13 protein-coding genes are annotated in these 15,599 nt (G+C 37.5%); 7 read left to right on the top strand and 6 right to left on the bottom strand.

Going from position 1 to position 15,599, the window contains the following annotated elements:
- Positions 1-63 precede the first annotated feature (63 nt).
- From Q1A47_RS02645 to Q1A47_RS02620, 6 genes are all read right to left on the bottom strand, one after another.
- On the bottom strand, positions 64-1,080 hold the full coding sequence (locus Q1A47_RS02645) for a sugar kinase (protein WP_166530142.1): 1,017 nt from the start codon (positions 1,078-1,080) through the stop codon (positions 64-66).
- The gene (locus Q1A47_RS02640) at positions 1,073-1,828 is read right to left on the bottom strand and encodes a 2-dehydro-3-deoxy-phosphogluconate aldolase (RefSeq protein ID WP_026682081.1); all 756 of its coding nucleotides are present in this window, start codon (positions 1,826-1,828) and stop codon (positions 1,073-1,075) included. Before Q1A47_RS02640 ends, Q1A47_RS02645 begins: the two co-directional genes overlap by 8 nt.
- A gap of 1 nt (position 1,829) precedes the next feature.
- On the bottom strand, positions 1,830-2,933 hold the full coding sequence (locus Q1A47_RS02635) for a DgaE family pyridoxal phosphate-dependent ammonia lyase (protein ID WP_026682080.1): 1,104 nt from the start codon (positions 2,931-2,933) through the stop codon (positions 1,830-1,832).
- Positions 2,911-4,011: an amidohydrolase/deacetylase family metallohydrolase gene (locus Q1A47_RS02630; RefSeq protein WP_026682079.1), complete on the bottom strand. Its 1,101-nt coding sequence runs from the start codon at positions 4,009-4,011 to the stop codon at positions 2,911-2,913. The genes Q1A47_RS02635 and Q1A47_RS02630 overlap by 23 nt, the downstream gene beginning before the upstream one ends.
- A 343-nt stretch (positions 4,012-4,354) precedes the next feature.
- Complete coding sequence (locus tag Q1A47_RS02625) at positions 4,355-5,419, bottom strand: LysM peptidoglycan-binding domain-containing protein (RefSeq protein WP_026682078.1); 1,065 nt, start codon at positions 5,417-5,419, stop codon at positions 4,355-4,357.
- Between the two features lie 416 nt (positions 5,420-5,835).
- Positions 5,836-6,006 carry a hypothetical protein gene (locus Q1A47_RS02620; protein WP_299630317.1) on the bottom strand — a complete coding sequence of 57 codons (171 nt, stop codon included), beginning with the start codon at positions 6,004-6,006 and terminating at the stop codon, positions 5,836-5,838.
- A gap of 65 nt (positions 6,007-6,071) precedes the next feature.
- Between Q1A47_RS02620 and Q1A47_RS02615 the strand changes: the two genes are divergently transcribed.
- The 7 genes from Q1A47_RS02615 to Q1A47_RS02585 all read left to right on the top strand — a co-directional run bounded on the left by Q1A47_RS02615 (position 6,072) and on the right by Q1A47_RS02585 (position 15,580).
- Positions 6,072-6,731: a response regulator transcription factor gene (locus Q1A47_RS02615; RefSeq protein ID WP_166530128.1), complete on the top strand. Its 660-nt coding sequence runs from the start codon at positions 6,072-6,074 to the stop codon at positions 6,729-6,731.
- A gap of 240 nt (positions 6,732-6,971) precedes the next feature.
- Positions 6,972-7,490 carry a LuxR C-terminal-related transcriptional regulator gene (locus tag Q1A47_RS02610; RefSeq protein WP_205389020.1) on the top strand — a complete coding sequence of 173 codons (519 nt, stop codon included), beginning with the start codon at positions 6,972-6,974 and terminating at the stop codon, positions 7,488-7,490.
- A 324-nt stretch (positions 7,491-7,814) separates the two neighbouring features.
- Complete coding sequence (locus Q1A47_RS02605; protein WP_166530130.1) at positions 7,815-8,144, top strand: DUF3870 domain-containing protein; 330 nt, start codon at positions 7,815-7,817, stop codon at positions 8,142-8,144.
- Positions 8,145-8,357: 213 nt separating this feature from the next.
- Positions 8,358-9,518: a DUF819 domain-containing protein gene (locus tag Q1A47_RS02600; RefSeq protein ID WP_166530131.1), complete on the top strand. Its 1,161-nt coding sequence runs from the start codon at positions 8,358-8,360 to the stop codon at positions 9,516-9,518.
- Positions 9,519-9,618: 100 nt separating this feature from the next.
- Positions 9,619-10,689 (top strand): dipeptide epimerase, encoded by a 1,071-nt coding sequence (locus Q1A47_RS02595; protein ID WP_166530132.1) that lies wholly within the window; start codon positions 9,619-9,621, stop codon positions 10,687-10,689.
- Between the two features lie 30 nt (positions 10,690-10,719).
- Positions 10,720-11,766, top strand: a complete 1,047-nt coding sequence (locus Q1A47_RS02590; RefSeq protein WP_240455780.1) for a C40 family peptidase — start codon at positions 10,720-10,722, stop codon at positions 11,764-11,766.
- Positions 11,767-12,298: 532 nt separating this feature from the next.
- Complete coding sequence (locus tag Q1A47_RS02585; protein WP_166530133.1) at positions 12,299-15,580, top strand: TIM-barrel domain-containing protein; 3,282 nt, start codon at positions 12,299-12,301, stop codon at positions 15,578-15,580.
- Positions 15,581-15,599: the final 19 nt, after the last annotated feature.

Raw genomic sequence — 15,599 nt, 5'->3', positions numbered from 1 at the left:
AGAACTAGTATTTTTAATACGTATTCATTTCTCATTTGTTACTAGTCTTTATTCTTACTATTATCATCGTCTTACGTCTGTACTACACGTTTTCATTGCTTGGAGTACTTCTTTTTCTGTTGCTCTTGGTGTATCGCCAACAGTTGTATGAGCAAGAATCGCTGATGCTACTGCAAAATCTACAATGTCCTGATTACTAAAATCTTCGATTAAGCCGTGAATAATCCCACTAGCAAAGGCATCACCAGTTCCAATTCGATCTAAAACGGAAAATGTCCGTTTATTAGAGAACGTAAACCTTTCTTCCTTATATAAAAAACCCATTAAACGATGCGTTTGATTATCAAGAATATTGCGATGTGTTCCAGCGATAATAGGAATATTATACAAATTAGCAACTTTTGGAATGAGGTCCATAAGTTGATTACGTTCACTTTTCTTTTCTGTATACATGCCTAATGTATGCAGGGCATCCTTTTCGTTCATTATCACGATATCAGCAAGTTCAAATATTTCTTCATAATGGCTGCGAGCCTGATGATGGCCATTCTTTCCCCATAGTGAAGGACGGAAATTACAATCAAAAATGATGGTTCCGCCTGCTTTTTTTAATGCATGTGCAAAGGTTTTTAATTGCTGTCTAACAAGATCATTCATCGCTAATGTAATCCCACAAAAATGAACGATATCAATTTGTTCAGCAAGCTTCTCAAAACGATAGAAATCGTGAGTCGCTGTATTAAAGCTACTCTCCATACGATTAGAATAGGTTACTCTGCTTGGCCTAACACCAAAGCCATTTTCTAAAAAGTACATACCAAGCGATTGACCATGTCGTATAATAAAGGAGGAATCTATACCTAATTTTTGCAAAAAGGATTGGGCTGCATCTCCTAGGGGAGTAACAGGTAACGTGGTTACGATTGAACCTCTATGTCCAAAACATGTAAGAGCTCCGGTAATATTGACACCTGTACCAGAAAAGCTATAGTTTAATGAATCTGCTTGTGAGAGTAATTTGTAATCAGGAACCTGCAATCGCATCATGACTTCACCAAATGCGGCAATATGCTTAATCATATGTATCAACTAATTTCTTCATGATGTCAGTTAACGCATAAATATCTTCAATATTTGTTTCACCAGTCTGTTTACTAATAATGGAAGAGTATACATGAGGAATAATTTTAGGAACATTTGCCGCTAATGCGATTTCCAAAATGGTGTTAAAGTTTTCTTTATTTATTCCACCAGTAGGCTCTAATCCAAAATCTTCCTCCCCACATGCCTTGGCAACAGCCTTGTATGCCTCAATCGTTGTAAGTCCTTTCATAGGAAAGAATTTAATAGCATTTCCTCCCATATCGCGAATTAGAGCAATTGCAGATTTGATAGGTACAATAGCTTGCTCCTCTATAGTAGCACTAATTGCTCCAGTGGAAATCTTAACGAGGTTTGGATCCTCCGTAGGAGATACTAAACTATTAATCCAGCTATTACGTTCACCTAAATTAGCTCTTGTTGCTCCAACAGCAGGGAATACTTGATTAATGTGGTCACAAGCATAATGCTTTACAATTTCAGCAACAACAGAAGCTTGTTTATTATCTCCCGCTCCTAGTCCAATAGATATGGCTCCGTCTATCGCTTCTCCATAAGCTTGCATAGCTGCAATAGCATTATCGATTGTTTGATAATCTTTTGATAGTACTCCAATTAAAACATGTCCTTCAGCAGCTTGGAAAACTGCTTTGGCATTTTCGGGGCTATTGGCTAAAACATTCAATGCGACACGCTGCTTATAAAACCGTTTTTCGATGGCTAGCATGTTACATCCCTCCTACGTATGTTTTAATACTTTCTTTAATAATATGGATATCATCATTCTTTAATGAACGTGGGTCGATATCAAAAAAACCTTGGTTCGCCCCATAATCTCTTGTATAGATAGCTATATTGCCATTACGAAGCTGTTGGGTTAATTTTTTTGCAGAGATCGAAGCAATATTGGCATCAATCTGAATTCGTGCTCGATATATAGCTCGACCTGCTTCATCTTGAACAACCGTTACAGTTATACCGGAAATATGATTTAAGTCTTCTAATTCTGTTAAGACTTCTTTTTGCAGTAGACTATTATCAGGCTTATTCGCATATTCATCAAGCGCTTTAAGTAAACCAAAAATAGACTCTTTACCTACTTTCATACTTCGGCCAATTCCATGCAATTGTACCTTTATCCATTCGATGTATTTTCTTCTACCGGCGACAATACCGGAGGTTGGCCCTTCGATTGCTTTTGATCCACTGTAAATAACAACATCAGCGTAGTTTATATACTTTTGCAACGCTCCTTCAGCCGCAGCATCTACAATGAAAGGGATTTGCTTCTCTTGAGCGACTTGATAAGCCTCCTCAACGGAAAGTATGTTTTTTTGTACGGCATGATGTGATTGAACATATAGAATAGCTGCTGTTTTTGATGAAATGGCTTCACGGATATGCTCTGCCTTACCTTCATTAGCATATCCAGCTTCAACAACTGTACCACCACCTAAGTAAACCATTGTTTCGATAGGGGCTCCATAGTGTACATTATGACCTTTTAACAAGATAACCTCATTCTTCTCAATTGGTTCCTGATGTAGGCGATCGCTTTTACGACGGTTCCCCTCAGTTATTAGTCCAGCAACAGACAATACAATTCCGCTAGATGCCGAATTAACTATTACAGCAGCTTCAGAGGCTAAGTGATTGGCAACGTAGTCACCAGATTTATTCACTAAATCTGCCATTTCAACGTAATTTTGTCCTCCTTGCTTCATAGCTTCCATAACGGAATCTGTCGGAGCGGATACTCCAAGAATACTCATTCGACCACTTGCATTAATGACACGCTTTAAACCATAGTTAGCATGTAAGGTACGTTCCATTCTTAAACACTCCTTTAGCCTTAATATGTTTGGTAGCTATTTGTTCCTCGCCTTCCGAGTCAATTAGCTTTACAGGGCTATTCTCTATTGAAAATAAAGTTAAATTAGCTGGTTCTCCTTCTTGAATTCTTCCGAGTTTTGGCATCTTTAACCAATTAGCAGCATTGATCGTTACGCCAGCAATTACCTCCTCTATTGAATAACCAAGATAGAGGAATTTAGATAGTGTTTTAGACATACTATATACTGGTCCATTCAGTCGATTGTTTCGATAAATATCCGTACTAATTGTGTCGAATTTTAATCCTTGTCTTTTTGCTGCTTCGGCTACTTGAAATGAAAAACTTGCTGAACCGTGTCCAACATCTAAATGAATGCCTTTATTAACTGCTTTCGTAACAAATGAATGGATGTGCTCGTTATTATCAAATAGACGATTTGCCTTTCCGTGCAAAAAATGTGTGACGATGTCTTCCTTTTCTAATAAATCGAAAATTTGTTCTATATAAGGAGGACTTGAACCGATATGAACCATTAACGAGCGTTTCGTGATGAGAGATAAACGACGAGCCAATTGTAGAGGCTTAATTCCTTGTTCACCTACAACGCTTTTACTCATTCTTGCCTTTAGACCGACGATAAAGTCAGGAAATTGTTCCACTGCCTTAACCACTTTATCACTATTAATCCAGCTTAGATTAGATAATTCGTCTATTCGTTTTAGACCAATGCTAGAGATGTTCAAAAAAGCAAGTAGATTTGTTTTACACTGCTTGGATAGCTCGTGGAGGTCTGCAATGCGGTCCGCTCCGCAACTACCTGCATCTACAACAGTTGTTACTCCTTGCTTGATGCCGATTTCATCGACATCATCCCCATAAGGATCAAATTCAGGAAAGGCGTGTACATGCAAGTCAATCCAGCCACTTGAGACGTATAGACCAGTGCAATCAATTACATGCTCTCCATTTAAAGTTTTGGGCTCAGAAATAGCTTTTATTGTTCCATCTTCAATAAAAAAGTCGTATTTTTGATGATTTAAACGTGACACATTATGTAATACATAGGTGTTACACATAGCAGACATCCTTTTTCAGTAATTTCATTGTTTTCAGTATATCATTTAACTGGTATAGTTATCTATATTTTACGAAATTTTGCTGAATAATTATTGATAAATGCGAATGAGAAATAAGAAAATAGAAACTTACATGAAGAAAGTATTGGCTGGGCATGGTGAGTCTATTACTGGATTGAGCAGAGAATTATCGTGAAAAATGGTAATCAAGGGTTGAGGCATCGTAATGGTGTAAATAAACTATTACTTTGATAAAATCGTAACAACAAAAAATCCTTATGTCGCTGGCTTGCGATGTAAGGATTTTGTTAGCTGTATTAACGAAAAATGACTAGCTACACTATTAATAAAAGCGTTTAAAACTATCAAAATGTTTTTTCCAGTAGGAGTTATTTAAACTGCTTATTTGCACTCCACTTGAACCAGCATGAATGAAGGTGTTATTCCCCAAATAAATGCCTAGGTGAGATATGCCAGGACGATAGGTTCCTGCAAAAAAGACAAGATCCCCTACTTGAGGCTTTGTAACATAATGGGAGCGATTAAAATAACCATCACTGGAAAGTCGATTTATACTCATGCCGCCTTTTTTGTACACGTAATGAATAAAACCACTACAATCAAATCCTGATGGTGTCGATCCTCCCCAAACATACTTTACTCCCTGCATACTCTTTGCCGTTTGAATAACCTTTTCTACATTATATTGAACATTGTTAGATGGTTTTTCATTGGTATTTCCGTTTGAATTAGTGTTTGAGCTACTACCTATACTCAATTTTTGACCGATAAAAATTAAGTCAGAGTTTAAGTTATTCCACTTTTTTAAATTAGCTACACTAACCTTATATTGAAGAGCTATCCGTGATAAAGTATCACCTGATTTTACGATATATACCTTTGTTGAACCTGTTTGATTCGAACTGTTATTAGAAGAACTAGAACCTGAATTAGATCCAGTAGAACTCGATCCGTTTGAACTATTTTTTGAAACAGCAAGTACATTACCTGGATAAATTAATGTTGAATTAAGGTTGTTCCACTTCATAAGGTTGCTCAACGAGATATTATACTTAATGGCAATTCCGCTCAGCGTGTCTCCGCTTTTAACCGTATACGTTTTAGAGCTATTCGAATTATTATTAGTTGGTTTTGAAGAACTGGAGCTAGAACCGGACGTGTTGTTATTCTCTGTTTCTATGATTTGATTGGGGTAGATCGTATCTCCTGATAGTTTGTTTATCGATTTTAATTTGGCAACATTTGTATTATACTTTTGGGCTATTGTCCATAAGGACTCGCCGCTTTTAACTTTATGAGACGCTGCTTCTACCTCTTCCGCTGCAAATATTGCCGAGGCTATTGCTGCACTTGCAGTAACGGACATGATTATTTTTTTATTGCTCATTATAGGTCCTCCCTCACATAAACGTGCTAATATATAGAACTATTATCTCTATTATCGGAAGAAATTGGATGAAGTTTAGGGAAAATGGATGTTTTTTAGAATAAAATTTTCGTGTCTTTTTATCTATGAAAAATCCTGGAAAATCAGGGTTTTGTTGAAATTTGCTTCATGTTGATAAAAATTATGCGATTTATTAGTTCTTTTTAACTGTAAATTAAGGTGTTTTCAGATTACCAAATTTAAACTATTTAACCATTGAATTGAAATATAACTATGATTATATAGTAGTGTTTGGTATAATTAATAGTACTTTAGAAATGATACAAAAGAACTATTTAATATTTAAAAACATACTAGCTATGTTTAATTGGTTAGTAAAGATAAATTGGTTACTGACTAATCAGTACCGTTTTATTTCACTTTATCCCGCATATAACTGGCAGTAAGCTCCCCACTTCAAGGAATAAAGAGAAACCAGTATTGCTAAGTGGGGAATCAACTGCCGGTAAATGTCCGATTGGTTCAGAGGCCTTTAGGTCATACCCTTGTGGTACTAACCATCCGTGGGATAAACAAAAACCCCCCACGGATGGAAGTTTCACTTTATTCACTTGATGTAAGGGGAGAAATTAGAGATAGAGGGGTCATATGAATGATAAAGGTGATGATTGTAGATGACCAAAGGTTATTTATCGATGGGCTTCGAGCATTAATTAGTAATGAAATAGATATAGAGGTTATCGCTACTGCTGTCAGTGTTAATCAAGCAATAGAGAAAATGGTAGAGAATACTCCTGATATTATACTTATGGATGTGCAAACTCCCTACAAGCAGACCGCTAGGGCAATTGTAAAAATGATAGAGAAATATTCAGGAATCAAGGTAATTGTTTTAACTACAATTATAGATGAGGATCTAATCATTTCATCTATTAATGCAGGCTGTAAAGGTTATTTATTAAAAAACCATGATTCAAAGCATTTACTTAGAGCTATAAGAGATGTTTATCATAATGAAGTTGTCTTTTCAGGAAAAATCTCACAGATATTGGCAAGAAAGATTATAGAGACAAAGTATGATAACAGAGAACTACTTAATAAAGCGTTTTTAAATCGAAACATCCATTTATCGAATAGAGAACTAGATATAGCTTGTCTATTAACAGAGAATATGTCTAATAAACGTATTGCCCAAAGGCTTTTTCTCAGTGAAGGGACAGTGAAAAATTATATCAGTGGAATTTACACTACGTTTCAAATTCATAACCGCAAAGAACTTGTTAGCTATTTTCAACGTTTATTACAAAAATAGACGAAAAAATATGACTATTTAATAGAAAAGTAACTAAAAATATGACCATGTATTTAGTATGATGTATGTAATTCGAAAACTCAATGCTTTAAAAGCAGGAATGAAGGTCATACTATGATAAAAATCGTTTGCATCCCAAATAGTGACTTTATGAAAAACATTGCACGAACTCTTCGCACAACAAAGGGTATAAAGGTTATCGACGACGTAAGCAGGTCTGGAAGGAAATTAAACAATACGGTGGCATTGATTGATTTAGATAGATACGAAACTGACAATTTATTATCATTAATTAAAGATTTATCAGATAGAGAGATTAGAGTAATTGGTTTTATAGATGCCTGTTTAGGAGTAACTAATTTAAAGTTCATTGATGCTGGAGTAAATAGTATATTTGTAAAGTATGATTCAGTTACTGATAATATTGCAAAGGTAATTGAAAGTTTAAATAGAACTAATTATTATTTACCGAATAAGCTGATTTCGCCATTACTGCATGCTATTGAAGAAAGAAAAAGAGCAAACCAAGAGGCATTTGCTTATCGTATTGAAAAGTCTGGTTTTTCTATGACTAGAAAACAAATAGATATAGCATATTTATTAAGAAAGGGTTTTAGTAATAAAGAGATCGCATTATTCCTTGGAATATCAGAAGGGGCAACGAAAGTACATATTAGTAGAATATACGCTAAAATGGGCAATTCAACAAGAAATGAAGTAATTGATATATTTGATCGTTTAATGACTAGGCGTGGTTAAATGTCTTTTTATCCCGCATATAACTGGCAGTAAGATTCCCAATTCAAGCAATAAGGAGAAACCAAAATTGGTAAAAGGGGAATCAACTGCCAGTAAATGTCCGATTGGTTCACCTAACCATCCGTGGGGATAACAAAGCTCCCACGGATGGAAGTTTCACTTTATGTAAGAGTTATGGTAAGAATGATCGTATTTGACGTAAATTTTCAAAAATATTATAATGTTACTATATTTAAAAGAAAGCGTATGCATGATATAAGTTACTGCAAGTTTCCCTTGTTGGCCCCTTATATCATCTGCAGCATCCTAAAGGGGATTCTTTCATTGTATAATGACAATACCATCTATGTAATTGGCGATGCAAAGGCACCGCAGAACAACCCAATTACGAAAAAGTACAGTCAATTTTTTCTGGCATTAGTGATTGATGCGACTACTGATGAGATTATTGATAGCGAATGCTCCTCAACGATACAATTAACCAATGCGTTTGTAAGATCATTATTTATTGGTCGAATGGTGGGTGATAAGGGTATTGAGGAAGCGATTCGCAAGCGATATCAAGGTTCATCGCAAAAGGCGCTAGTTGTCGCCTATCATGATGCAAGATATAAATATAGCCAAGCGAAAGCTGCTTTGACTACAGAAGCCTAGTCGAAATCCAGCCTGACATTATTTGTTAGGCTGGATTTTTTATTTGGTCTGAAAATTAAGGTAATTGCATCTTGGATGGAGAATTATACAGGGAAAGTAATTGCTATGGAATACGTGAGCACCTTTTGTGGCAAAGGGGGAGAGGCAACAATCCGATGTTTCCATGTATAAAACGTAAGAAAGATATTATTTGATAATTAGGGGGAAAACAACATGATTACAGATGGTTTCTTTTATATTGCTGTCTTGGTAGCGTTAGCTGCACTGATGGTTGGAATAGAGAATAAATTTAGCTCGAACCGCTTTTTAAAATTCATCCCAGGTATTGTACTAATTTATATTGGGGCGGCCTTTTTGCAGACAATTGGTTTATTTGATAATGAAGCTACAGCACCTGCATATTCTATTGTGAAGAATGCTCTGCTTCCTGCAATGTTAATGATGATGCTATTGAAATGTGATATTCGCAGTATCATTAAACTTGGCCCACGCATGCTCGGTGGATATTTTGTTGCGGTAATTAGTATCATTCTTGGTTTTGCCATTGTGTACTTGATATTTAATCACTTTTATGTAGCGGATACATGGCGTGCTTTTGGAGCACTTGCAGGTAGTTGGACTGGTGGGAGCGCTAATATGGTGGCTCTTCAAGACATTCTACAGGTTCCAGAAAATATTTTTGGTTATGTGTTAATGATGGATACGATCAATTATGCAGTATGGGTCATGTTTATGTTCTGGTTGGTTCCGTTCGCAGGTGCGTTTAATCGTTGGACGAAAGCAGATACAACGATTATGGATAATGGCTTAGCAGAGGATGCAGGCAAAATGAATGATATGCAAGGTACGGAATTTAAGCATATGATGTACTTGCTTGGGATTGGTCTACTTGTCTCTGCGTTAGCAACGTTAGCTGGAAATCATTTACCAGCTTTAGGAGATGTGTTCAGTTCGACTACATGGACAATTCTAATTGCTTCTGTTATTGGATTAATACTTGGGCAAACACGTATATCTAAAATTCCAGGCGCATTAGATGTTTCCAATGTAATGTTGTATATTATCGTGGCATTAATCGCTTCGCAATCTGATTTCTCACAGATTGCCCAAGCTCCTATTTATCTGATTTCTGGTTTTTTAATTATGCTCATTCATTTAGTGATTATGCTGTTACTAGGAAAGCTGTTCAAATACGATTTATTTACACTAGGGATTGCCAGCTTAGCAAATATAGGAGGAATGGCCTCAGCACCGATGCTTGCTGCTTCCTATAGTCGTAGTTTAATCCCAGTAGGTGTAGTTATGGCATTAATTGGTTCCTTCCTCGGTACGTATTTTGGCATGTTTATAGGGAAAATACTTGAAATATTGTAAAGCTGCTATTCTTTAAGAAAATGGCATAAGATATCAGTAGATTCACAGAACAATAGAAAGATAGATCAATGTTTAAAAGTAGAAAAAGGAGGAAATTGTGTTGCTTATTGAGGATATACAGGTATCATACCGAAAAATCCCGTTGCACACCCCGTTTAAAACGGCATTGCGGACGGCAACTGAAATTGAAAGTATAACGATAATTATTCATTTAGAAAATGGCATGGTAGGTAAAGGAGAAGCAGCACCGACTTGGGTGATCACCGGTGATTCTGCACAAAGCATTCAAGCAGCTTTAGAAGGACCAATTAAACAGGCTATCTTGCATCAAGACCTTTCTCATTTCCAAACGCTGCTGGCAGCGGTCCAGAATAGTTGTATAGGAAATACGAGTGCCAAGGCAGCGGCTGATATGGCACTTTATGATGCATATAGCAAATGGTTGAATATCCCACTATATCAATTATTAGGTGATAATCAATCACTTCATACATCAATGACGGTTGGTGTCGATGATCCAGCGAAGATGGCAGCTGATGCCAAAAAATGGGTCGAAGCTGGTTATTCTCGTTTGAAAATTAAAGTAGGCTCAAAGCCAGAACTAGATATCGCAAGGGTTTCTGCGATAAGAGAAGCTATCCCTACGGATGTGTTGCTCAGGCTAGATGCGAATCAAGGCTGGCGACCGAAACAAGCTGTCCAGTTAATTAAAGAGATGGAACGAATGGATTCGGGAATAGAGTTTATTGAACAGCCAGTAAAAGCCAAGGATCTAGAAGGGCTAAAGTTTGTTACAGACCATGTGCAGACGGCAATTATGGCAGATGAGAGTATCTTTTCTCCGTTAGATGCATTTACGATTGTCAGTGGTCATTATGTGGATTTGTTAAATATTAAGTTAATGAAATGCGGTGGGATTCGGAATGCGCTAAGCATCGCTAATTTAGCTATGGTGCATCGAATTCCATGTATGATTGGCAGCATGATGGAATCTAGTTATTCTGTTGGAGCAGCAGCACACTTTGCCGCAGCGCATCCAAATGTACTCTACTATGACCTGGATGCTCCACTATGGTTAGTAGAACAGCCTACGGTAATTGATTATCAAGGTGAGAAATTACATCTATCATCTGCTGCTGGCATTGGCACAGTGAATCAACCGAAAGATTAACATGGAAAAATCATAGAAGGAGGCAAATTCATGTTTGTAAAATGGATGAAAATACTAGGAATGGCGTTAATTGGATGTATCTTAGTAAAACCAATCATATCACAGGCGGCAGGCAATTCTGAGGAGCATGTATTTGAAGCCGAAGAAGATATGATTGCTTATATAGATGTTGCAGTCGCTACGCTTTGGACTGAGCCTAATATCTTACGGGAAGTGGATCAACCATCTGCGAGCAATCCAGTAGCTATTTGGAAATGGAAAGAAGATATGACGTATGAACAAGAATTGCAGTTGTCTGGTGATGGGATGCTGGAGACGCAGGCTCTGTATGGGAATAAAGTCACTATTCTTGAAACAGAAGGAGAGTGGGTGAAGGTTGCTGTTGATGGACAACCTACACCAAAAGAGGAATTAGGTTACAGCGGTTGGATGCCAGCTTCACAGCTCACCTATACAACGAAGTTCGCTAATAAAACTGATGATCCATTTGTTATGGTAGACGCACCAACTAGTTATTTATATCATACACCAGCTTTCCGCCATCAAGGAATGGAGATTAGCTATAATACACGCTTACCTTATCTAGGTGAATCCAAGCATGCATATCGTGTGATGCTACCATCTGGAAGTCATGCATGGGTGAAGAAAGCAGATGCCAAAACCTATGAATCTCAAAAAGCTATTCCGACGCCAACGGGACAAGCGTTAGTAGAGGCAGGGAAGCAATTCTTGGGCCTGCATTATCTGTGGGCAGGTATGAGTGGATTCGGATTTGACTGCTCTGGATTTACATTTACCCTGTATCAATCTCACGGGATAACGATTCCACGTGATTCCAGTATTCAAGCAACACATGGTGAGCCGGTGGCATATGAAGATATTCAGCCTGGAGACCTCTTGTTTTTTGCCCATGATCAGGGCAAGGGAAGTGTCCATCATGTTGCGATGTATGCTGGTGACGGTAAGATGATTCATTCACCAAATTCAAAAAAAGATGTGGAAATCATTCCAGTGACAACAAAAGGGTATTATGAGGAGCTTTCAGGTATTCGTAGGTATTTGTCGAAAACAGACTAAAGTGTTAGAAAGGATGGGTAAATAACCTGAACGCTTATCTCTAAAGTTACAAAAGATAAGCTTTAAAGTATTGGAAGTATACTCATGAGCAATTAGCTAATGGAAATAGGACAGAGGAAAGCTAGTTGTGATAACGAATTAGAGAGACTATTGCATATTTGTGCAATAGTCTTTTTACTTTCCTAAACAATTAAAAAGTAAACGTTTTGTATGATCAAATCAGTCATCCACTTCTCTTTTCTATGTATGGTTAAAACGTAAGTACTAAATTAATAGAGATAGTCTAATAGTAGTGTGTTTATTTTGAATAAAAATACCCTTTTAAATATTAAGGAAAGAATCTATACTCTAAACAACTGGTTATAACCACATGATTTTTAAATCTAATGGGAAGCCAGAAGAATGGAAGGATTACTTTGGCTAGTATTACTTCAATAACGTAATCGACTACGAAGGAGGGGTCATTTTTTAAAAGCTAGTTTTATAGCTAGGAAGAGAGAATAATTTTAAACGATAGGAAGTGATTAATAAAGTGGAGAAACTTTTAAAATTGCTCGTCTCTAACGCTGTTATCATAGTTGCGCTTACAATGTTGGCATCAGCTAGTTTTGCGCAGGAGGAGCAAAAACATGAAACTGTAATTGGGAATCTTACAGACTTCTCTGTGGAAGAGAACACCTATACGTTATCCGCTGGTGATGCAAAGGTTCGTGTTGTTTTTTACAAGGATGATATGTTCCGGATTTGGTTGGCTCAAGATGGAGAATTTACGGATCCGGCTGGAGAAGCTATCATCGTAAAACATGAATTTCCAGAGTTAACAACGAATTGGTCTAATGAAGGAGATTACTATCGTATTGATACCAAAGATGTGACATTGCGTGTTTATAAACAGCCATTGCGGTTTGAGCTATATGAATCAGACAATAAAACCGTTGTATGGAAGGAAATGAAAGGGTTATCATGGGATGATGAAGAAACGAGCCAAACATTAAAACGTGCTGAAGAAGAACAGTTCTTTGGTGGTGGTATGCAAAATGGTCGATTTACTCATAGAGATGAAACGATAGAAATATCCACCTCTTATAATTGGGAAGATGGTGGACATCCGAATGCTGTTCCATTTTATATGAGTACAAGTGGTTATGGCGTTTTTCGAAACACCTTTTCTCCTGGATCTTATTCCTTTAACGACCCAGTAAAGACAATACACAAAGAAAAAAGATTTGACTCCTATTATTTTTATGGACCTGATTTAAAAGAGATTCTGGACGGTTATACTGAGCTTACTGGTCGACCTTTTATGCCGCCATTATATGGTCTGGAGCTTGGCGATGCAGATTGCTATAATGACGAAGGGCAAACGACTATAGACTCTCTAGAGGTGGCAAATGGGTATCTACAATACGACATGCCTGTAGGCTGGATGCTTGTTAATGATGGGTATGGCTGTGGCTATGAAGGTCTGGTGGAAGTAGGTCAAGAATTAAGAGACCGGAATATTGAACTTGGGCTATGGACAGAAGACGGCTTGCCAGATCAGGAATATGAAGTTAGTGAAGCAGGAGTCCGTGTTAGAAAATTAGATGTTGCTTGGGTTGGACCAGGTTATCGATTTGCATTAAACGCTGCAAAAGAAGCCTATCAAGGCATCGAAGAAAATAGTAACGCACGGGGCTTTACCTGGATGGTTGAAGGTTGGTCCGGGGCTCAACGTTATGCTGTTCAGTGGACTGGTGATCAAACAGGATCATGGGAAAACATTCGCTTTCATATTCCAACAATTGCTGGTTCCGGATTATCTGGGCAAGCATTCACAACAGGAGATATTGATGGGATTTTTGGTGGAAGTGCAGAGACATACGTAAGAGACTTACAGTGGAAAGTATTTAATCCAGTATTAATGAGCATGTCAGGCTGGGCGGATACAGATAAACAGCCATGGAGGTATGGAGAACCGTATACCTCCATAAACCGAAAATACTTAAAGCTAAGACAACAGCTTTTGCCTTATATATATACCTATGCGGCAGAGGCACATCAAAGCGGCGTGCCTTTAGCTCGCTCCATGGTGTTAGAATATCCTGACGACCCTGTAACTTGGAATAAAACGACACAATATCAATACTTGTTTGGCGAATCCATGCTTGTTGCTCCGGTATATGAAGATACAGAAACACGAGATGGGATTTATTTACCAAAAGGGAAATGGCTAGACTATTGGAGTGGTAAAGTTTATAACGGACCACGTATCGTGAACGATTATGATGCACCATTAGATAAACTTCCGCTGTTTGTTAAAGCTGGTGCGATTATTCCGATGTGGCCAGAAAATAATTCCTTTAAAGAATTAGCCAATGATCATCGAGTGATACTCGATATTTATCCCCATGGCGAAAGTAGTTTCTCCTTATATGAGGATGATGGTATTAGTCGGGAGTATCAAGATGGAGCCTCGGCTAAACAATTAATTACAACCAACGCACCGAAGAATGGTAAAGGTAATATTGAGATTACAGTTGGTTCCAGCGATGGCGAATATGATGGAAAACCAGAAAGCAGACCGTATACCTTTACTGTTCATACAGGTGAAAAACCTGCAAATGTAGGGATCGGAAAAGGCAAGAAATTAATGGAATATGATTCGAAGGAAGATTTTGCAAAGGCAAGTGAAGGTTGGTACTATGATGCGGAAGATCGTAACGGTATTGTACACATAAAGACCAAACCAATGTCAACGAGTGAATCCTTCACAATGACAATACATGGATCCAGTAGTGTAGGAGATGACGAAGGTGATCCTGCAGCATTATTTCGCTTGGAAGTACCGGATGAGAAAAAAGCTGGAGATCCCATTACTGTGACAGCAAGCTTTCTGAATGGTTCGACCAAAAAAATGAAAGATGTGCTACTTTCATTAGAAGTACCTAATGGGTGGGAAGTAGATGGATCGACAAACGCTTTGTTTAATAAGCTGGATAAGGATAAAGAGGTCACTGCCACATTCACATTAATACCTCCAGAGCATACAGGCGAAGGTGAATATGATATAGTAGCCCATTCGACATTTAAACAGAGTGGAGATGATTATACCACTAATGCTTATTCGAACGTGTCTATTATGGATCCATATAAACTTAAACAATCGGAGATGACTGCAACTGCAACGAGCGAACAATCAGGTTCGGACCCAGCCGAAAATGCTATTGATGGAAACCAAAACACGATGTGGCATACGGATTGGTCTGGAGATGATAAGTTGCCACAATCTATCACCCTAGACCTTGGGGGCAAGCACGAAATTAATGAAGTTACCTATTTACCTAGACAGTCTGGGACTAATGGAATTATTACTAAATACAAGCTGTATACTAGTACCGATGGTGAAAATTTTAGAGAAATAGCAAATGGAGAGTGGAGTAACGATAAAGCGGAAAAAAGTATTCGTTTTGATTCAATAGAAGCGTCGCATATTAAATTAGAAGCAATTGAAGGTGTTGGAGGATTTGCTTCCGCAGCAGAACTAAATGTTTTTGTTTCAAAACGGCATCAAGATACGAGTACACAATCATTGTTGAAGTCGCTTCGTGATAATCGTGATAAAGTGTACACGGCAGATGCTTTCCATGAATTAGAATTACATTTGATAGCAGTGAGTCGTTATGAAAATAAACAAAAAGCAAAAAAAGTAGTGAAACACATGAAGGGGTGGAAAAGTCTACTTGATCAACAATTAGAAAAAGATGTAATATCTGATAAAGCTTTTGATAGCTTTCAAAAACAAGCTGATAAGCTAATTAAAAAGTGGAAGTAAATTTCACCTTGACGATCCA

Source organism: uncultured Virgibacillus sp. (assembly GCF_947495635.1).
GTDB classification, from domain to species: Bacteria; Bacillota; Bacilli; order Bacillales; family Amphibacillaceae; genus Virgibacillus; species Virgibacillus salarius.
This window is presented reverse-complemented; position numbering and strand designations above follow the sequence as displayed.

Coding starts and splice junctions, on each gene's coding strand:
- Q1A47_RS02630 (WP_026682079.1), bottom strand. CDS start 4,011: ATGTGTAACACCTATGTATTACATAATGTGTCACGTTTAAATCATCAA.
- Q1A47_RS02615 (WP_166530128.1), top strand. CDS start 6,072: ATGATAAAGGTGATGATTGTAGATGACCAAAGGTTATTTATCGATGGG.
- Q1A47_RS02600 (WP_166530131.1), top strand. CDS start 8,358: ATGATTACAGATGGTTTCTTTTATATTGCTGTCTTGGTAGCGTTAGCT.
- Q1A47_RS02625 (WP_026682078.1), bottom strand. CDS start 5,419: ATGAGCAATAAAAAAATAATCATGTCCGTTACTGCAAGTGCAGCAATA.
- Q1A47_RS02640 (WP_026682081.1), bottom strand. CDS start 1,828: ATGCTAGCCATCGAAAAACGGTTTTATAAGCAGCGTGTCGCATTGAAT.
- Q1A47_RS02635 (WP_026682080.1), bottom strand. CDS start 2,933: ATGGAACGTACCTTACATGCTAACTATGGTTTAAAGCGTGTCATTAAT.
- Q1A47_RS02645 (WP_166530142.1), bottom strand. CDS start 1,080: ATGATTAAGCATATTGCCGCATTTGGTGAAGTCATGATGCGATTGCAG.
- Q1A47_RS02590 (WP_240455780.1), top strand. CDS start 10,720: ATGTTTGTAAAATGGATGAAAATACTAGGAATGGCGTTAATTGGATGT.